At 57.7% G+C, this 18,450-nt stretch carries 23 protein-coding genes; 9 read left to right on the plus strand and 14 right to left on the minus strand.

Annotation, left to right across the window (positions count from 1 at the left end; translation table 11 throughout):
- The first annotated feature begins 70 nt into the window (after positions 1–70).
- Together AC2FNR_RS20730 and AC2FNR_RS20735 are read left to right on the plus strand one after the other, a co-directional pair.
- The gene (locus tag AC2FNR_RS20730; protein ID WP_496851183.1) at positions 71–955 is read left to right on the plus strand and encodes a PhzF family phenazine biosynthesis protein; all 885 of its coding nucleotides are present in this window, start codon (positions 71–73) and stop codon (positions 953–955) included.
- A complete protein-coding gene (locus AC2FNR_RS20735; RefSeq protein WP_496851184.1) occupies positions 955–1,815 on the plus strand; it encodes a hypothetical protein in 861 nt (286 codons plus the stop codon). The genes AC2FNR_RS20730 and AC2FNR_RS20735 overlap by 1 nt, the downstream gene beginning before the upstream one ends.
- A gap of 51 nt (positions 1,816–1,866) precedes the next feature.
- On the opposite strand, the gene AC2FNR_RS20740 is transcribed toward AC2FNR_RS20735, so the two are convergent.
- From AC2FNR_RS20740 to trxB, 4 genes are all read right to left on the minus strand, one after another.
- A complete protein-coding gene (locus AC2FNR_RS20740) occupies positions 1,867–3,585 on the minus strand; it encodes a bifunctional sulfate adenylyltransferase/adenylylsulfate kinase (RefSeq protein ID WP_496851185.1) in 1,719 nt (572 codons plus the stop codon).
- 217 nt (positions 3,586–3,802) lie between these two features.
- Positions 3,803–5,473, minus strand: a complete 1,671-nt coding sequence (locus tag AC2FNR_RS20745; protein ID WP_496851187.1) for an adenylate/guanylate cyclase domain-containing protein — start codon at positions 5,471–5,473, stop codon at positions 3,803–3,805.
- Between the two features lie 60 nt (positions 5,474–5,533).
- Positions 5,534–5,803, minus strand: a complete 270-nt coding sequence (locus tag AC2FNR_RS20750; protein ID WP_496851479.1) for an RES family NAD+ phosphorylase — start codon at positions 5,801–5,803, stop codon at positions 5,534–5,536.
- 191 nt (positions 5,804–5,994) lie between these two features.
- A complete protein-coding gene (trxB, locus tag AC2FNR_RS20755; RefSeq protein ID WP_480867850.1) occupies positions 5,995–6,936 on the minus strand; it encodes a thioredoxin-disulfide reductase in 942 nt (313 codons plus the stop codon).
- A gap of 227 nt (positions 6,937–7,163) precedes the next feature.
- On the opposite strand from trxB, the gene AC2FNR_RS20760 reads away from it, so the two are divergent.
- Entirely contained in the window at positions 7,164–7,664 is a 501-nt protein-coding gene (locus AC2FNR_RS20760; protein WP_170352355.1) for an Lrp/AsnC family transcriptional regulator, read from the plus strand.
- 116 nt (positions 7,665–7,780) lie between these two features.
- On the opposite strand, the gene AC2FNR_RS20765 is transcribed toward AC2FNR_RS20760, so the two are convergent.
- From AC2FNR_RS20765 to lgt, 6 genes are all read right to left on the minus strand, one after another.
- Positions 7,781–8,557 (minus strand): Hint domain-containing protein, encoded by a 777-nt coding sequence (locus AC2FNR_RS20765; protein WP_170352356.1) that lies wholly within the window; start codon positions 8,555–8,557, stop codon positions 7,781–7,783.
- 2 nt (positions 8,558–8,559) lie between these two features.
- The gene (locus AC2FNR_RS20770; RefSeq protein WP_170352357.1) at positions 8,560–8,718 is read right to left on the minus strand and encodes a hypothetical protein; all 159 of its coding nucleotides are present in this window, start codon (positions 8,716–8,718) and stop codon (positions 8,560–8,562) included.
- 173 nt (positions 8,719–8,891) lie between these two features.
- Positions 8,892–9,020, minus strand: coding sequence for a hypothetical protein (locus AC2FNR_RS20775; protein ID WP_269149638.1), 129 nt, complete (start codon positions 9,018–9,020; stop codon positions 8,892–8,894).
- Between the two features lie 271 nt (positions 9,021–9,291).
- Positions 9,292–10,050 carry a peptidoglycan editing factor PgeF gene (gene pgeF / locus AC2FNR_RS20780; RefSeq protein WP_170352358.1) on the minus strand — a complete coding sequence of 253 codons (759 nt, stop codon included), beginning with the start codon at positions 10,048–10,050 and terminating at the stop codon, positions 9,292–9,294.
- Complete coding sequence (locus AC2FNR_RS20785; RefSeq protein WP_496851191.1) at positions 10,047–11,114, minus strand: class I SAM-dependent methyltransferase; 1,068 nt, start codon at positions 11,112–11,114, stop codon at positions 10,047–10,049. Before AC2FNR_RS20785 ends, pgeF begins: the two co-directional genes overlap by 4 nt.
- Positions 11,111–11,998, minus strand: a complete 888-nt coding sequence (lgt, locus tag AC2FNR_RS20790; protein WP_496851193.1) for a prolipoprotein diacylglyceryl transferase — start codon at positions 11,996–11,998, stop codon at positions 11,111–11,113. Before lgt ends, AC2FNR_RS20785 begins: the two co-directional genes overlap by 4 nt.
- Before the next feature lie 97 nt (positions 11,999–12,095).
- Here lgt and AC2FNR_RS20795 point away from each other — a divergent pair, with 97 nt between their 5' ends.
- The 5 genes from AC2FNR_RS20795 to AC2FNR_RS20815 all read left to right on the plus strand — a co-directional run bounded on the left by AC2FNR_RS20795 (position 12,096) and on the right by AC2FNR_RS20815 (position 15,288).
- Positions 12,096–12,344, plus strand: coding sequence for an accessory factor UbiK family protein (locus tag AC2FNR_RS20795; protein ID WP_170352360.1), 249 nt, complete (start codon positions 12,096–12,098; stop codon positions 12,342–12,344).
- Between the two features lie 309 nt (positions 12,345–12,653).
- Positions 12,654–13,154 (plus strand): type III secretion system chaperone family protein, encoded by a 501-nt coding sequence (locus AC2FNR_RS20800; protein ID WP_170352361.1) that lies wholly within the window; start codon positions 12,654–12,656, stop codon positions 13,152–13,154.
- Between the two features lie 37 nt (positions 13,155–13,191).
- A complete protein-coding gene (gene proC, locus AC2FNR_RS20805; protein ID WP_496851196.1) occupies positions 13,192–14,007 on the plus strand; it encodes a pyrroline-5-carboxylate reductase in 816 nt (271 codons plus the stop codon).
- Complete coding sequence (locus AC2FNR_RS20810; RefSeq protein ID WP_170352363.1) at positions 14,000–14,338, plus strand: tRNA-binding protein; 339 nt, start codon at positions 14,000–14,002, stop codon at positions 14,336–14,338. Before proC ends, AC2FNR_RS20810 begins: the two co-directional genes overlap by 8 nt.
- Entirely contained in the window at positions 14,338–15,288 is a 951-nt protein-coding gene (locus AC2FNR_RS20815; protein ID WP_496851198.1) for a 2-hydroxyacid dehydrogenase, read from the plus strand. The genes AC2FNR_RS20810 and AC2FNR_RS20815 overlap by 1 nt, the downstream gene beginning before the upstream one ends.
- On the opposite strand, the gene AC2FNR_RS20820 is transcribed toward AC2FNR_RS20815, so the two are convergent.
- Both AC2FNR_RS20820 and AC2FNR_RS20825 read right to left on the minus strand, forming a co-directional pair.
- Entirely contained in the window at positions 15,285–15,863 is a 579-nt protein-coding gene (locus AC2FNR_RS20820; RefSeq protein WP_496851200.1) for a thymidine kinase, read from the minus strand. The genes AC2FNR_RS20815 and AC2FNR_RS20820 overlap by 4 nt on opposite strands.
- A 48-nt stretch (positions 15,864–15,911) precedes the next feature.
- Complete coding sequence (locus AC2FNR_RS20825) at positions 15,912–16,082, minus strand: hypothetical protein (RefSeq protein ID WP_496851201.1); 171 nt, start codon at positions 16,080–16,082, stop codon at positions 15,912–15,914.
- A gap of 138 nt (positions 16,083–16,220) precedes the next feature.
- Here AC2FNR_RS20825 and AC2FNR_RS20830 point away from each other — a divergent pair, with 138 nt between their 5' ends.
- Positions 16,221–16,682: a hypothetical protein gene (locus AC2FNR_RS20830; protein WP_068336404.1), complete on the plus strand. Its 462-nt coding sequence runs from the start codon at positions 16,221–16,223 to the stop codon at positions 16,680–16,682.
- A 14-nt stretch (positions 16,683–16,696) separates the two neighbouring features.
- On the opposite strand, the gene AC2FNR_RS20835 is transcribed toward AC2FNR_RS20830, so the two are convergent.
- Both AC2FNR_RS20835 and AC2FNR_RS20840 read right to left on the minus strand, forming a co-directional pair.
- Positions 16,697–17,083 carry an ankyrin repeat domain-containing protein gene (locus AC2FNR_RS20835; RefSeq protein ID WP_496851203.1) on the minus strand — a complete coding sequence of 129 codons (387 nt, stop codon included), beginning with the start codon at positions 17,081–17,083 and terminating at the stop codon, positions 16,697–16,699.
- Positions 17,084–17,211: 128 nt separating this feature from the next.
- A complete protein-coding gene (locus tag AC2FNR_RS20840) occupies positions 17,212–18,336 on the minus strand; it encodes a beta-ketoacyl-ACP synthase III (protein ID WP_496851205.1) in 1,125 nt (374 codons plus the stop codon).
- Between the last annotated feature and the right edge of the window lie 114 nt (positions 18,337–18,450).

Here is an 18,450-nt window from a genome sequence, read left to right on the forward strand (position 1 = left end):
TGGGCGTTTTCCTCGTGACATCCGACGCTGACCGGGCGAGATATGCCTTGTAAAGCAAAGGGTCCGAGGAATGAGCTGGTTTGATTTTGACTGGGTAGATGCCTTTACCGATCGCGCTTTTGGGGGCAATGGGTGCGCAGTCGTGCATGGCGGCGCTGGTTTATCCGATGCGGTCTGCATGGCCTATGTGCAAGAGACGTCTTTGGTCGAATGCACCTTTACCGGGCCTTCTGACATCGCTGATATCCGGGTTCGCTACTTTCTGGCCAGCCGCGAGATCCCCTTTGCCGGGCACCCAACAATTGCGACCGTGGCCGCTATGCGGTCGCGCGGGATGATTGACGGCGACAGCCTGACGCTTGAGACGGGCGCGGGCCTCGTCGATATCCGCCTGAACGGTGACGAGATCGAGATGACTCAGGTCGCACCGCAATTTGGCGCCGAGGTGCCGGCTGATTTGGTGGCCTCCGCGATCGGCCTGTCCACAGACGCCATCACTTCACCGCCGCAATTCGTGTCTACCGGCTTGCCGTTCTGCATCACCGTCCTGCGTGATCACGCGGTGCTGCGGGCGGCGAAACTGGCCGAGGGACCGCTGCGTGAGGTCGCGGCTATGGCTGGGTTCTCGGGTTCGGATATGGCCGAGCCGTTTCTGGTTACGCTGCAAGGCGCGACCGATGGCGGGGACACGTTTTCGCGCTTGTTGCTGGCGCCGCCCAGCCCGCCCGAGGACCCGTTTACCGGGTCCGCCACCGGTGCGATGGCGGCCTATCTGTGGAAGCAGGGTCTGATGGAGAAAGACAGCTTTGTTGCCGAACAAGGCCATGACATGGGCCGCCCGGGTCAGGCCACCGTTACGCGTGTTGGCCCGCCGGAGGCAATGACCGGCATCAAGGTGGCCGGGAGCGGCCACGTGCTGATGCGTGGGCAGGTCAGTCTGTCGGAGGGAAATTGATGTCTGAGCCCGCAATTGCGATCCTGCCCTATGGGCACCGGTTGGGGCCGAAACTGAGCTCGGTTCTGCTCAGCGATCTGATCTGGCCCGAGGGTTGCCCGGATCGTCTGACTGGCAAAACTGTCGCAGATCTTGAACCAACCGATCACCTGATCATGTATCCCAATTCCACCGTGCATCTGCGGTTGCGCCGGGGTACCCGCGCGCAGATTTCGCTGATGATGGGGGAACCCTCGGCCATCCACGCAAAACACGACCGGATGCTGCGCTGGACATGGCGTCGGTTCTTTCGTGTGCTGACCTTTCATGACGTCCTGCTGCAAGGCATCCCGAATGCGGTCTTTCTGCCCTATGGCGTCACCATGGTGCCGGACTGGCAGAAGTTGTCCGTCGAAAAGATCAAGTCCTGTTCGTTGATCGCCTCGGCCAAGCGTGATCTGGAAGGTCACCAATTGCGTCATGCGGTCATCGACTGGGTGCGCGAGACGGGCGCGGATGTCGATATCATGGGTCGTGGTTATATGCCGTTTGACCAGAAATCCGACGGGCTGGCCCCGTATCGCTATTCTGTGGTGATCGAGAATGTGCGGGAACGGAATTATTTCTCGGAAAAACTGACGGATGCGATCCTGTGCGCCACTGTTCCGATCTATTGGGGCTGCCCGAATATCGGGGATTTCTTCGACACATCCGGCATGATCCTGTGCGAATCCGAGGCCGATATTCACCGCGCCGTTCAAGCGGCCTCACCCGAGGACTACGCTGCGCGCCTGTCGCATCTACAGGCGATCCAGCCCAAGGCGGCTGAATACGGTGATTTCGAAGCCCGCGCTGTTGCGGCCATTCGCGCCGAGCTCTGATCACAAAAAAGGCCCCCGCAGCGCGAGGGCCTGTTTCATGTGGCGGTCAGCTTAAGTCGCCGCGATCAGACCCATGCTTTCAAGCTTGAGCAGCACCTGATGGGCGCAGTTGTCGACCTCGACATTCTCGGTCTCGACGCTCAGCTCCGGGTTCTGGGGCACATCATAAGGGTCTGAGATGCCAGTGAATTCCTTGATCTTGCCTTCACGCGCAAGCTTATACAGACCCTTGCGGTCACGGCGCTCGCATTCTTCGATGCTGGTCGCGACATGGATTTCGCAGAAGGCACCGAATTGCTCGATCTCTTCGCGAACGGCACGACGGGTGGTTGCGTAGGGCGCGATTGGGGCACAAATGGCGATGCCGCCGTTCTTGGTGATTTCCGACGCCACATAGCCGATGCGACGGATGTTCAGGTCGCGGTGTTCCTTCGAGAAACCGAGTTCCGACGACAGGTTCTTACGAACGATATCACCATCCAGAAGGGTCACGGGGCGGCCGCCCATCTCCATCAGCTTGACCATAAGCGCGTTGGCGATAGTCGATTTGCCGGAACCCGAGAAGCCGGTGAAGAACACGGTAAAGCCCTGCTGGCTGCGTGGTGGTTTGGTTTTGCGCAGCTCGGCCACAACCTCGGGAAAGCTGAACCATTCGGGAATTTCCAGACCTTCGGCCAGACGGCGGCGCAGTTCGGTGCCCGAGATGTTCAGGATGGTGACGTCATCCTTGTCCGCGATTTCGTCATTGGGTTCGTATTGGGCGCGTTCCTGCACATAGACCATGTGTTTGAAGTCGACCATCTCGACTCCGATCTCGTCCTGGAACTGGCGGAACAGGTCCTGCGCGTCATAGGGGCCATAGAAATCTTCACCGGCCGAGTTCTTGCCGGGGCCCGCGTGGTCGCGGCCCACGATGAAGTGGGTGCAGCCGTGATTGGCGCGGATCAGCCCGTGCCAGACCGCCTCGCGGGGGCCTGCCATCCGCATGGCCAGATTCAGCAGCGACATCGAGGTGGTCGAGGCCGGATACTTGTCCAGAACCGCCTCATAACAGCGCACGCGGGTAAAGTGGTCGACGTCGCCGGGCTTGGTCATGCCGACAACCGGATGGATCAGCAGGTTGGCTTGGGCTTCCTTGGCAGCACGGAAGGTCAGCTCCTGATGGGCGCGGTGCAGCGGGTTACGGGTTTGGAACGCAACGATGCGGCGCCAGCCCAGCTTGCGAAAATAGGCGCGCAACTCGTTCGGGGTGTCGCGGCGGGCGCGGAAATCATAGTGGACGGGTTGCTGGATGCCGACCACAGGTCCACCCAGATACACCTTGCCTGCGGTGTTGTGCAGATAATTCACGGCTGGATGCGCGTCGTCATCCGCGCCGAATACCTTTTCAGCCTCGCGGGATTTGTTCGGGGTCCAGCGGTCGGTCACGGTCATGGTGCCGAGGATGACGCCTTCCTGATCACGCAGGGCGATGTCCTGACCCAGCTCGATTGATTGGGCGAAGTCTTCGCTGACGTCCAGCGTGATGGGCATCGGCCACAGGGTACCGTCGGCCAGACGCATGTTTTCAACGACGTTGTCGTAATCGGCTTCGGACAGGAAACCCTTAAGCGGGTTGAACCCGCCGTTCATCAGCAGTTCAAGGTCACAGATCTGGCGCGGGCTCAGGTCCCAACTGGTCAGGTCAGCGGCTTCTACTTTCAGCTTCTGCGCCGAGTCGTAGGAGACATAGAGTTCTGGGATAGGGGCCAGATTGCTTAACATCGTCATCGGAATACTCTTGTGTAAGGGCAGTTTTGCCCGTGATTCATAGGTGTTTAAGGGGCGTTTGCCCCGATGATCAGGTGAAGTCCATATACATTCATGAAACAAAGGACGATATGCGCGGTTTTCGCTCGGATTGGAAGAATTTTCCACATTCAAATGCAAATGCCGACTGTGGTTCTTCGAATTGTCGGCAATTGGGCAAGTTCTAGGCCATGTGTTCCTAAGCAGCTATCCTAAGCGCCAGTAAGGTGGCGTTCCTTACCGGTAACGCAGGAATTGGGCGGGAAACCCCCCTTAGTTTGAAAGACTGTAGCCCCGTTTCGTCACCGTCATATCCGGCCGCGCGCAGAAGGTCCTCTGAGATCAAAAGCTCGACGCCCAGAGTTTTGGTCTCTGCCTCTAACCGGCTGGCAACGTTGACCGCGTCTCCGATGATGGTACGGGTCGCTGTTCCGGCGGCACCGATTTCACCCAGAACCAGATCACCCAGATGCAACCCCATGCCTATGCGAATATGCGAGCTGCCTTCTGCGTTGAGTTGCTTGTTGAATCGTTCCAGTGCGCGGCTGACATCGGCTGCGGCCATCAAACCAGCACGGGCGGAACTTGCGGGGTCGGCGGTTTCGAACACGGCCAAAAGACCATCGCCCATGTATTTGTCGACCACCCCACCTTCGGCAGTGATCGCAGGAACGATCGCGTCAAAAAACCGGTTCAGAAGGAAGACAATATCATAGGGCAGCTGTCCCGTTGTGCGCGACGTAAACCCACGCATGTCCAGAAACAGAACGGCAAGCTGACGTTCCTGGCCTTGGCTGGCATGTGCGCGGTTTCGAAGGCCATCAGGACGAAACATTCGAAAGGCCGTAATCGGCTGAGTCGGGCGGATTTGGCAAGCCAGCCGCGCGCCTTTGGGCGCCCGGACTGCGGCAAGGCTGCGGGCTTCAACTTCGCTTGGAGCCGGAAGCTCTGCCGCACCGTCTTCGACAATGACTCGGCACGTGGTGCAGCGGCCTTTGCCACCGCACAGGGCCGTATGTGGGATGCCATTGGCCTGCGATATTTCAAGCAGGGTCATGCCTTTTTCAGCGACGACCTCTGGTCCTTCGACATATGTAACGCGGACCGAATGTCTGCGCCGTAGAAGTTTGCGTCCCGCAAACACGGCCAACGAAACACCCAGAGCGATCCAAAAGGCTAATAGCGCATTGTCCTTGACGCTAAACAGAGCCTGAAATTCTTCGGGCGACGGCCAATTGTAATGCTCGATATATTGGTCGCGCAGAAACGGGTCGCCGAAATCGGCCCAAATCCGCCGCCCTTCTGTCAATAATCCCGCCATCGCAAATGACGGGACGAACACGGCCAATCCGATCAGATAGGGGACTGTTTTGGGCCACCATTTGGTCAACCGCAGCCACATATGAAGACCAATGCAGCTGTGCACCCAAACGACCAGCAAGAGCATGCTTTGCATCCAGATCGCCGAGCTGGGCCACATCAGCGCGATGATGTATCCCATCTCGTCGTTCACGTTGAACACCTCGTGCGCGTAACGTGTGTGAACGATATGCGCGATCAGTTGCAGCGGGATCAGCAATCCCAGAACAATCTGCAATGCCATGCTCAGCGGCATTTTTAGTGTTTTGCGTTGACTGATCGAATAGAGCGCCAGACCCGAGTGAATGAACAAAGCAGCATAGAGCAAGGCGCTGCCGATGTCGTGACGGGTGACAGCGTGGCGGCCGTCTTGCATTCCGTGCAGGTAATCGGTGTGGAACAGGCCCAAGCCGATATTGATGAAGTGCAGGAATGCAAACGCGAACAGGATCAGGCCACTGCCAATCCTCAGCCGGGTTATCCACCCGCCTTGCCACAATACGCTCTTCACTTCAGGTCACCTGTGAATTCTTGCCTTGTGCCCCGAGTCTGATACGGGCGCGCGGGCGGGTCAAGAATAAGCAGGTACCCAGGTTTCTGACGGGGCATCGACGCAAATAAGCCGGGTACTGGTACGGAACAGAACCACATGGCTGAGCTGGGGCCGTGATCGAGAGCTATAGATAATGCCATCGGCACCTAAAGCTCGAGCCTTGTCCGAGAATTGCCAGGTTGGAGAACGCCCGCAGGCCTTTGCAATGTCTTGCCAAACGATGGATGCTTCGGGCTGACCTCTCAGGTCGAAAAGACGTGCCTCTGTGATCCTTGCACGTTGCAGGATTCGCGGTGGGTCATCGCGCTATACATAGCGACGTATCGCGACTTCGACCCCTTCGGGGCTGAGAGATGCATAAAGTGCGGTCTGACCGCATAGTGAAAACGCCCCTCTGGCGCCCGAGCGGGGGCCATAGGGGCGTCTGAATGTGTTCGAAACAGAATTCTCCAGACCGGGCCGGAGAATTCTATCATTGGCTAGTCCTGCTCCGCCAGGAACCGCTCGGCATCCAGCGCTGCCATGCAGCCCATACCGGCGCTGGTAACGGCCTGACGATAGATGTGGTCAGTCAAGTCACCGGCGGCGAATACGCCAGGTATGGAAGTCTCGGTCGAACCCGGCTTGGTCACGACATAGCCACCCATGTGGGTTTCAAGCGTGTCCTTGACCAGCTCGTTTGCAGGGGCGTGACCGATGGCAATAAACACGCCCTTACAAGGAATCTCAGAGATTTCACCGGTTTTCACGTTCTTGACGCGCACGCCCTCAACGCCCAAAGGCGCATCGGTGCCAAGCACTTCATCCAGCTCGTGGAACCAAAGCGGTTCAATCTTTTCGTTTTTCATCAGGCGATCCTGCAGGATTTTCTCGGCCCGCAACTCGTCGCGACGGTGGATCAAGGTGACCTTGCTGGCAAAGTTCGTCAGAAACAGAGCTTCTTCCACGGCAGTGTTGCCGCCGCCAATGACAACGATTTCCTGTCCACGATAGAAGAACCCATCGCAGGTGGCACAGGCCGAGACACCAAAGCCTTTAAACTTGTCCTCGGACGGCAGCCCAAGCCATTTTGCGCGTGCGCCGGTCGCCAGAATGACTGCATCAGCTGTATAGGTCGTGCCGCTGTCGCCTTTGGCAGTGAAGGGGCGTTTGCTGACGTCCAGATCGCTGATGATGTCACCGATGATCTCACATCCCATTGCCTTAGCATGGTCCTGCATACGAACCATCAGGTCGGGGCCTTGAACCTCTGTATCGCCGGGCCAGTTCTCGACCTCTGTGGTGGTGGTCAACTGACCGCCGGGTTCAATGCCCTGCACCAGGATCGGTTCCAGCATTGCGCGGCTGGCATAAACGCCCGCCGTGTATCCGGCGGGCCCCGATCCTATGATCAGAACCTTGGTGTGTTTCGTTTCGGCCATGGTACCCCCAACTCGATCTGCCTGATGTGGGCGCGTGGCCCCTTGGCGACTGGATATAGCGACCCGATGGCGTTGCTTAAAGCCCCTTCCTGACAGAGAACCGCTATGCGTCACGCGAATGGCGCCTATAAATAGGGCGTTTAAAATAAAGAATATTGCGCTAACGCGAAAGATTATTGCGCATCTTCTGGGTGCTGATATAACAACCGAAAAATCAGGAGCATTTTATGGTCGCGACACGGCTGGATGAGATTGACCGCAAAATTCTGGCGGAATTGCAGGCAGACGGTCGAATGACCAATGTCGAACTTGCGAAACGTGTCGGCATTTCTGCGCCTCCGTGTTTGCGGCGTGTTCGTACGCTTGAGGAATCCGGCCTGATCCGCGGCTACCACGCCGAAGTGAACGCGCGAGAGTTGGGATTTGAAGTTCAGGTCTTTGCCAGCGTTGGTTTGGAAAGTCAGGCCGAGACGGAACTGAGCGCCTTCGAAGAGCGGTGCCGTGACTGGCCCTTGGTTCGCGAATGCCACATGCTGAATGGCGAGGTTGATTTCATCCTGAAATGCGTCGCCCCTGACCTTAGCAGTTTTCAGCGGTTCCTGACCGGCGATTTGCTGACCACCCCAAATGTGGCCAGTGTTAAGACATCGCTTGTGATTCGAGGCGCTAAGGACGAGCCCGGTGTGCCGTTCGATGTTCTGGAAGAACGCATGAACCGGATGGCCTGAAGCGCATCCGTTTATGTGCGGAACAACATGGCGGAAGAATCGCTGTAACGATCAGGAACAGCACCCAACCCAAAAGAATCTGCATAAAGCCCCCACTCTGCAGCACTGACAAAAATTTACGCTGTGATCGCGTCCACCTCTCCGTCGCCAGCACGCGGCATCAGCAGCGGACCAAAATCATTCAGCGAATCGGCATGCGCGAACAGGTTCAGGTAGATCGAGCGCAATGAATGGCTGATCATCCGAACTGCATTGACACCGGGATGATACGTCTCGAACTGCAGCCCGTCGATCTTGATCACCGAATGGCGCTTGAGACAGATATGGAACAGTTCGATCGGCGTTGGCGGCAAGGTTTCGACCACGCTCATTCCGTCCTGAAATTCGTGAACCGGGGTCAAAACGGTCTCATTACCGTGCAGATGGCGCAGGTGGGACGGGGTTCCAACCAACCGCGCCGCTGGGCCCGCGATAACGCCTGAAAGAGGTTTCTGCATCCCGAATGTGTCAGCCATAATCCGCGTTAGAGGGCGAGTCCGACCTCGGGAATCCTCGCGTCCGGGAACCAGGGTCACAGAGCCTTTCCATAGCACAGTCTGAGACGAGCCATCCTGTGTCAGTACCGTATCGCCGGGCAGCAGGTCCTCAATCGCGAGCGGGCCGGTTTCCGTCTCAATTAAAGATCCTCGGGTAAAGGCGCAGAATGCGTCCTCGAACATCGGCAAAGCGGGCGCGATATGGCGGGTCTGAGAGATATCGCCATTTGGCAGCAGCGCGCTCACTTCATAGCGCCGCAGTTGCGCCTTTGGTTTGTCCCTTGGCGCATCCCGCAGCATCGCCGAAGTATCGACGGCGTTTTTGGCCGCGCGCGAAAGCGAATGTGGAATAGGCATTTTTATTCCGTCCCTTCTATCATCCGTGCAGACAGGTTGAACCCTCCGTACAGGCCCGTCTGACCGATCTTTTTCTTTGTTTTGAATGAAAGGGCGACCTCAGGGCGAGCGTCAAACCGACGTCGCAACGTGATGGTATTCAGCACACCTTTGGTCAACATCTTGACCCCCCAGACAAACTCACAACAACGCCGGCGAAAATTACCCGCGCACACAACGCCCCTGAACCTGACCGCGGAAAATACCTGCGGCAGGTCACGCATCGGGCCGGAGCACCCCTCCGATGCGCGTCTTGGCCCCTGGAACCGGCAGCTTGGTACCCTGGGCGTCACGATCAGACCCCTTCCGCCAAACGACGGGCAACCCTGACCGAGTCGCTGGAAATGCTTTTCCACGGCATCTCCGGCGTCTTTTCGTTGGTCGCCGCGACAACGGCGCTCAGAAAGCGAGATTTTACCTTCATGATCTGGTCCTGCTCCTCTGGGGTTTTTGGGCCCCATTTCCCTTTGGGATGCCAATCTGACGCCATATTGAGGCAGCGATAAGGCTGATCCGGGATCAATTCAGGACAAAATGAAGGTTAGCAGCTCCTCTTTCTTCATACTGTCTCACACTGCTGGAGCATCGGCAGATAAACACCTGAGAGCGGACAATAAAACTCAACTTGTTACGACTCAGGTAGACACAAAGAATGTGGCAAAAAAGCGGCGAAATCGCCACAATTCAGTCTAGGTCTACAATTTGATTGCAGAAATAAGGCGGCCATAGTCCGCTTCTTTGGCGTGCGTAGATCGCCGGTAGGAATAGAATCTGTCGGGGTCTGAATAGGTGCAGTGCCGGGTCCATTCAGCTTGGCCTACGCCTGCCTGTCGAAGGCGATGCAAACCGTAAGCGGGAAGGTCAAATTGCAACCTGTCGCCTTCCCCATTTGCGAAGAAACGCAGATTTTCTGGCGTTTCTGCGACGAAATCATCCAGGAACTCAGGCCCGACCTCGTATGCTTGTTGCGAAATCGACGGGCCAATTACAGCGACCGTGTTTTCGCGCTTTGCCCCCAGTTCTTCCATGGCGTCCAGAGTCGATTCGAGAACGCCGTCCAAAGCCCCGCGCCACCCTGCGTGGGCCGCGCCGATAACGTTTGCGTGGGTGTCGGCAAAAAGAACGGGCTGGCAATCCGCTGTAAGTATGGTCAGGGCCAAGCCCGGAGTGGCTGTGACCACTGCGTCCGCGCGTGGACGCTCGCCGTTCATCGGGGCGTCAACCTTAACCACGGTCGGAGAATGCACCTGGTGTACGCCAATCAGCGCTTCGGGCTCGACTTCCATCGCCTGAGCTACACGCGCCCGGTTGATCGAAACAACCTCGGTCTGGTCTGACGAGCCGTAGCCGCAATTCAAGCCGGAAAACACCCCTGATGACGCTCCGCCACGGCGGCTGAAAAAGCCGTGGCGTACGTCTGACAGCATGTCCGAGGTCAGTATTTCCAGTGTCATGGTTCCAGTCCCGGTGGAGGTGCCGCGTAAGAGGGGTAGAGCCCCAGTACTTTGAACAGGTTTCCCATTTCCTCGGGATGCGTCAACCTGCGATGTGCTGCCACCAGCGTATCAAGCTCGGACCCGCCGAGCGGTTTGGCCAAAGCTTGCGCACGGGCGGTAATGCCAAGCCGTTCCAGAAACACGCCCTGGGGGGTCAGGCGGGAATGGGCGCAACCGGCGGCACGCGCTGCCAGTGCAAGAGGTTCGAAATCCACATGTGCGGTCAGATCCGCCTGACCGGGTGTATCCAGCGGATTCACACGCTCATGCCCGCGCAGGGCCTGAAACGTGTCGCCCAGCGAATGCCAGTCGCCATAATCCACGATCAGACCGGCACCGCCGTGGCTGGCGATTCGACCTGCGATGACGGTTAGGATGGGGATAGCTGCCGCGCAAAGCTCAACCAGATCGCCATCTTTCGTGTCTTGCAATCGGTCCGTCAGAGCGACCTGATCCGCCTGAGCACCCAGTCCGAAGGTCAGCGATTCGCCCTCAGCCCCGATAAGGCGCTCGCGCCACGCCAGGCCGTCGCGCAGGAACTGGCGGATGGGCAGGGCGTCAAAGAACTCGTTGGCGACCAGAAACAAGGGCGCGTCGGGCAGGTCGGTGAGCGTTGTGATCCGGCGCGGTGCAAAATCCTTCAACGTTTCTGCCTGTATGTCGCGCAAGGTCGGTGAGGCTTCGAATAACACGATTTCAGCCGCATCATGGAACCCGTGGACCCCGCGTGTGGCCCGGAGGATGTCCGCCATCAGAGTTCCGCGCCCCGGCCCAAGCTCGGCCAGAACGAAGTGATCTGGGTGCCCCTGATCCATCCAGCTTTGCGCCAGACTTAGGCCGATTAATTCACCGAACATCTGACTGATTTCAGGCGCGGTGACGAAATCGCCCTGCGTACCCAACGGGTCGCGTGTGGTGTAATAGCCATACGTCGGGTGCAGCAGGCATTCGGTCATGTAGTCGGCCACGGTCATCGGCCCGTCTTGCGCGATGCGCTCCAGCAGATGGTCAATCAGGCTCATCGCGCGTTTCGCGCGCGCAGGGCGAACCATAGGCCAAGCGCGATCATTGGCAGCGACAAGAGCTGCCCCATGGTCAGGCCATATTCGCCAATAGGCCACGCCAGTCCCAGTGGGTTTCCGGCCGAGATAAACTGTGCGTCCGGTTGCCGAAAGAACTCAACGATGAACCGGGACGCACCATACCCGGCCAGAAACACACCCATAACCAGTCCGGGTTTGCGCAGCGCGCCCTTGCGGTAGACCAGCCACAGCAGCGCAGCCCCCAGCAGCAACCCCTCCAGCGCGGCCTCGTAAAGCTGCGAGGGATGACGTGCACACATGCCAACCAGCACACCGGGGCAGTCTTGCGCGGCAGGGCCGGGGAAGATTACCGCCCATGGCAACTCGCTGGGGCGGCCCCAAAGCTCGGCGTTGATGAAGTTGGCCAACCGTCCCAGCAGTAACCCCGGCGGAACAGTGTGGGCAATGAGATCAGCCAGCGGCAGTACCGATATCTTGTGACGGCGCGCATAGATGTAAGAGGCAACAATCACCCCCAGCAGACCGCCGTGAAAGGCCATGCCACCCTGCCAGACTTTCAAAATGTCCGCCGGGTTCGCAAGATAGTAGTCGCGCTGATAAAACAGCACGAACCCAAGTCGACCACCCAGAATCACCCCAAGGATGATCCAAGTGATCAGATCCTCAAGCTGCTGGGGTTTCATCGGCGGCGTGTTATCCGCCCAAAGCGCGGGGCGTTTCAGCGCCGCTGACCCCAGCCTCCACGCGATTAGGATGCCTGCGATATAAGCCAGCGCGTACCAACGTAGGGCGAACTCCATCCCCAATAGTGAGATCGAGAACAGTTCGGGCGACAGATCGGGGAAATTCAGAACAGCCTTCATGTGCGTCTCATTGCCCGTGCTTTGCAGGGCAAGTCAACCTTGAGCCTGACGCAAAGTTTACCCATATAGAGAACAACCGCGATTTCGGAGAAAAACCATGCAGACCCGCAACAAGATCCTCGACGATGTTTCCCAACTGATGACCAACGCCATGGGCGTGGCGCAGGGCGCGCGGGAAGAGGCCGAGAATGCGATGAAGTCGATGATCGACCGCTGGCTGGCGGACCGCGATTTCGTCACCCGCGAAGAATTCGATGCGGTCCGCGCCATGGCGCAAAAGGCGCGCGAAGAAAACGCAGCCTTGGAACAGCGTATCGCCGCGCTTGAGGCAAAGCTGGACAAGTAACGTCTCAGCACAGATTCGAAGATAAAGAGAACGCCGCGCAATCTGAGGCCAGATTGTGCGGTGTTGTGCATTTTGCTGCCCTGCAAACGCAAATCAAGACAAAGCTGTGCTCGGCGCCAATATTTTGATCTCCGTTGCTGTTCGTCCACAACTTATTGCTGTTATCCCCAATAAATAGGGTTGCCAGATGGGTGCGCGCGGCGCACCATATTTAGTACAGGCACATGGGGGAAGCCCGGCTTGTAGAGCAGGCAACTAGCGCTGGGGCGCTGCCAGCCCCGAATTGCTAGAGATAAGTGAGGTGGCATTATGGCCCTATCCGAGCAGTTTCTCGAAGAAGACCTTCATCCGATTGATATTGTTGAACACCTGGCCGAACATCACGACTGGGATTTTGATCGCATCGGCGATGATCAGATCGCCATGGCTGTCGAAGGACAGTGGCGCACCTATTCCATCACTCTGGCCTGGTCGAACTATGACGAAACCCTGCGCATGGTGTGCTCGTTCGAAATGGACCCGCCATCCGAGCGGGAAAGCGAGCTGTATGAGCTTCTGAACAAGATGAACGATCAGTGCTGGGCCGGGGCGTTTACCTATTGGGCTAACCAGAAACTGATGGTCTATCGCTATGGTCTGGTTCTGGCGGGTGGTCAGACGGCCAGCCCGGAACAGATCGACACGATGATCACTGCAGCTGTCCTGAGCGCTGAACGCTATTACCCGGCGATCCAGCTGGTCACTTGGGGCAATCGTGATCCCGAAGATGCGATGCAAGTCGCCATTGCAGAGGCTTACGGCCGCGCGTAAAGCTTTGCCCCAAGCCAGATAATGGGGAGGGGCAATCATGGACATGTCGCGCATCGCGGAACAGGGGCTTGTGCTTCTGGGATGCGGAAAGATGGGATCGGCCATGTTGGCTGGCTGGCTAGAGCATGGCTTACCAGCGTCGTCAGTCTGGGTCGTGGATCCGTACCCCTCGGACTGGTTGAAAGCACAAGGCGTCAATATCAACACACCGTTGCCCGAAGCCCCAGCCGTGGTGCTTGTGGCCGTCAAACCGCAGATGATGGGCGAAGCATTGCCCGCGATCAAAGAGCTGGGCGGGGGCGGAAGCCTGTTCGTCTCGGTCGCGGCGGGGACGTCGATTTCCACATTTGAATCTGTGTTGGGCGCGGGCACGCCGATCGTACGGGCGATGCCGAATACGCCTGCAGCAATCCGGCAGGGCATCACGGCGCTGATCGGCAATGCACAGGCCTCCGAGGCCGATTTGACTCTGGCCGAAAACCTGCTGTCCGCGATTGGTGAGACTGTCCGGCTGACGGATGAGGCGCAGATGGACGCAGTGACTGGCCTAAGCGGATCGGGTCCGGCCTATGTGTTCCACCTGATCGAAACGCTGGCCGCTGCGGGGCAGGCGCAGGGCTTGCCGCATGAACTGGCAATGAAGCTGGCCAAATCTACTGTTGCAGGGGCAGGCGCGCTTGCGATGACCGCCGACGAAGACCCCGCGCAGCTGCGAGTCAATGTGACCTCGCCCAATGGCACCACGCAGGCAGCGCTCGAGGTGCTGATGCACGAAGAACAGGGTTTCCCAGACCTGCTGCACCGCGCCGTCAAAGCCGCGACCGACCGATCCAAGGAGCTGTCCCGTGAGTGAGATTTCCTTCGACGATTTTCTCAAGGTCGACATCCGCGTGGGTGAAGTGATCCGCGCCGAGCCGTACCCCGAGGCCCGTAAGCCGGCGATCAAGATGTGGATCGACTTCGGCGATGAGATCGGCGAGCGAAAGACGTCGGCCCAGATCACCGCGCATTACGATCCGGCTACGCTGGTGGGCAAGCAAGTTATGGCCGTGGTGAACTTCCCGCCGCGCCAGATAGGCAAGTTCATGTCCGAGGTGCTGGTTCTGGGTCTGCCCGACGAAAATGGCGAGATCGTTCTGATCGGACCGGATGGAGAGGTTCCGACCGGCGGGAGGATGCACTGATGAAATTATTGATTACACGCCCCATGACCGACGCCGTAATGGAGCGCGCACGGACGGAGTTCGATGCGGAGATTCGCGAAGAAACGTCGCCACTGACACCGGATGAGATGCGGCGGGCCTTGACGGAATTCGACGTGGTAATGCCAACGCTTGGCGATCTTTTTTCGGCGCAGGTATTCGCGGATGTGTCCGATCCGCGCTGCAAACTGCTGGCCAATTTTGGCGTCGGCTACAACCATATTGACGTGGACGCGGCCAGCGCGTCAGGTATTGCGGTCACCAATACGCCGGGTGCCGTTACGGATGCCACAGCCGATATCGCCATGACTTTGTTGCTGACAACCGCGCGCCGTGTCGGGGAAGGAGAACGCATCGTCAGGGCTGGGGGCTGGCATGGCTGGCATCCCGCGCAAATGCTGGGCCACCACGTCACCGGCAAGCGGGTGGGTATCGTTGGCATGGGTCGGATCGGACAGGCCATTGCCCGGCGCTGTCACTTTGGGTTTTCCATGCAGGTTGCCTATCAGTCGCGTAGTGCGAAGGAATTGGAATTCCCGGCAGAGTTCGTACCCGATCTATCCGCTTTGGCCGCGTCGGTCGATTTTCTGGTGCTGGCCGTCCCCGGTGGAGCGCAAACTCAACATCTGATCAATGCGCCGGTACTTGAGGCGATGAACCCCAATGCCTTACTGATCAATATCGCGCGCGGAGAAGTCGTGGACGAGGCTGCCCTGATCGCAGCCCTTCAGTCCGGGCAGATCGCAGGGGCGGGGCTGGATGTATACGAATTCGAACCCAAGGTTCCGCAGGCGCTGATCGACATGGAGAACGTGACCCTGTGCCCGCATCTGGGTACCGCCACTGAAGAGGTACGCACCGATATGGGTTACCTGGCGCTGGACAATGTTGCGGCCTTTATCGCAGGCCGGGCGCTGCTGACGCCGGTTTAAGAGCCCATCGCTTCGCGCCAGTGTCGGCGGCAGAGTGAGACATAGGTTTCGTTCCCGCCGATCTGAACCTGTGCTCCTTCGGTGATCGTATTCCCGTGCGCGTCCTGACGGATGACCATTGTGGCCTTGCGCCCACATTCGCAAATCGTTCGAACTTCGCGCATCTCATCCGCCAAGGCCAAGAGGGCTGCAGAGCCGGGAAACAGCTGTCCCTGAAAATCTACCCGTAACCCATAGGCAAGAACCGGTACGTTCAGATCATCCACGGCACTGGCCAGCTGCCAGACCTGATCGCGGGTCAGAAACTGTGCCTCGTCCACAAACACGCAGGCCACCTTACCCTGCGCCAGACGGCTCTCGATCATGTCGAACACATTATCTTCTGCCCCGAACGTGTCGGCATCTGCAGATATGCCAATGCGCGAGGCGATCTTGCCCACGCCCGCGCGACCGTCAAGCTGTGCGGTCATAAGATAGGTGTCCATGCCGCGTTCACGATAGTTGTGCGAGGCCTGCAACAACACGGTCGATTTGCCCGCGTTCATGGTTGAATAGTTGAAGTACAGTTTTGCCATGTGCCCGGGTCTAAAACGCCTGATCCGCATGGGCAAGTAACCAAATTCTCAGAAATAAGCGACGTCGCCGTTGTCGTTGCAAGGGTCGAGCGAAAGCTCATTGGGGATGGATACCCCCACGTCAACAACAGCGACGCCGTCGGCCATCATGCGGCCAAAACAGAGCAAGACCAGAAAACCGCCTTGCAAACACTCATTACCGGCTGGAAACGCCGCCACTCACTCACAAAATCCCTGCATATCTGAGGGATAGTCAATTTATGGCATTTCAATTATGACTCGAGTATGGGAAATTTCCTTACCCTTTCCCCCATAGTGGCAGATGTCGTGGGAAAGCCAGGCAGTAAAGGTTGAAACATGGCAGATATCGGGGCTTATCTGAAAAAACATACCGAGGCGTTGGTAAAAGACGTCGGCATTGAATCGGCCTGCGAGATTACAGGCAAGTCCAAGGCAACATTGGGTCGGTACTACTCGGACAACGCGGAACATGCGGACCGTTTTATGCCAGTCGATGCGGTTGCTCGGCTCGAGGCCGTCTCGAACTTTCCGCATGTGACCTCGGCCCTGGCGGATCTTAAGAATATCACGCTGTCCTATGATGGCCGTAATACGGATACCCCCAGGACCGGAGGTGTGAATTCGGATGTCATCGCCTTAAGCCAACGGTTTGCAATGCTGATGACCGAATATCAAGCTGCTATTGAAGACGGCATCATCACCGTCAACGAGGCCAAGCGCCTGTTGAAGGAGACCAGCTTGTTGCAACAGGTCCTGATCGAGATGAAGCTGCATCTGGAAGAAGAAAGCGTGAGTTGATCGCCGGTTTTTCGTTAATCGAAATCGAAAAGCCGTTTAAGGTCGCCACCAAACGCGTCAGCTAATTCCTTTGCAGACTGATCGAATTCCGATTTCAGAAGGGGATCAGCACCCGCTTTCAAAAGCGCTTCAATAACGCTCAGGTTTTGTTTCTTAACCGCGACGTGAAGGGGCGTTTCCGACATGTCGCCGACTGCGTTTACGTCAGCGCCAGCGGCAATCAACGTCAGGGCCGCGTAGGTGTCGTCGCGCCAAAGAACGGCGTGCAACGCAGTATCACCGTTTGACGCGCGGCTGTTCAAAGAAACCGGAGCTTCGCCGAGAGATTCCGGGAAAAGAACGTCCGAACAAGATGCCAGGATATCTTCCAGAGTCGCACGTGCTTTAGGTTTGGTTGCCATTTTGTGAACTCAGAATGATTGGTGTCGCTGACTCAGCAAATGCGTGCAAAGGCAAGTTGACTTCAATCCATCACGCCAAAGGGTTTTGGAGCAATTGAATTCTTGAGTTGCGCGATGGATCGAGCTGACTATCCGTGCCGCCGCACGATTACCGAACCTACGGAATACCCCGCCCCGAAGGAACAGATCAGACCGATTTCTCCATCCGCGAAATCATCCGAGTATTTCGAGAATGCGATGATCGACCCTGCTGAGGACGTGTTGGCGTAGTCCTGCAAGATATTGGGTTGTTCGCCGGGTTCGGGCTCGCGGCCCAGAACTTTTTTGCCTATGAAATCGTTCATCGTCTTGTTCGCCTGATGTAGCCACAGGCGTTTCAGGTCAGAGCTGTTTAGCCCTTCGGAGTCCATATGGTCGGCAATGTGCTTGCTGACCATCGGAAGCACTTCCTTGAAGACTTTACGGCCGTTCTGCATGAATTGCATGTCGCGGCGATCAACTACGCCATCGGGGCGCGAACGGCGCAGGTAGCCGTTGTTGTTGCGAATGTTGTTCGAAAACTCGGTTGCGCAACGGGTGGAGAGGATTTCGAAATAGGGACCATTTGCGTCTTCAACACGCTCGATCAGGGTGGCGGTCGCTACGTCTCCGAAAATGAAATGGCAATCGCGGTCGCGCCACTCCAGATGGCCCGAGCAAATCTCGGGATTGACCACCAGCGCGGATTTCACTGACCCTGACCTGATCATGTCAGCGGCCGCCTGAATACCGAAGGTGGCCGAGGAACAGGCGACATTCATGTCAAAGCCAAAGCCTTTGATCCCCAGCGCCTGCTGGATTTCGATCGCAATCGCCGGATAGGCCCGTTCGTGGTTCGAGGCGGCGCAGATCACCAGATCCACATCTTCTGGTGCGCGCCCGGCCTGGGCCAGCGCCTTTTTGCAAGCATCCACGGCCATCTCAGTCATGATGCCGGGTTCATCATCACTGCGCTGGCGCAGCAAGGGGTGCATCACGTCGGGGTCCAGCACGCCGGTCTTGTCCATCACATACCGGTTCTCGATGCCTGACGCTTTGAGAATGAACTCTTCCGATGAATGCTGCAGGGGTTCCACTTCACCCGAAGCAATCGCGTCGGCATTTTCGGCATTCACCTTATCGGCGTATGCATTAAAGGCGGCAACAAGTTCCGCGTTGGTGATGACGTTGTCTGGCGTGAACACACCGGTGCCGGTGATTGCTGGCGTATACATTGTTGCCCCTGCGTTTTTCGGATTTGCCCAAAATGCAGTCAACGCAAGGTTAGTTCAAGAGAGATTGACCCAAGGGAATATCAAAGTTGCGGTGTCAATGCGCTTCAAATCTTG

Source organism: Ruegeria sp. SATB045 (genome assembly GCF_059613525.1).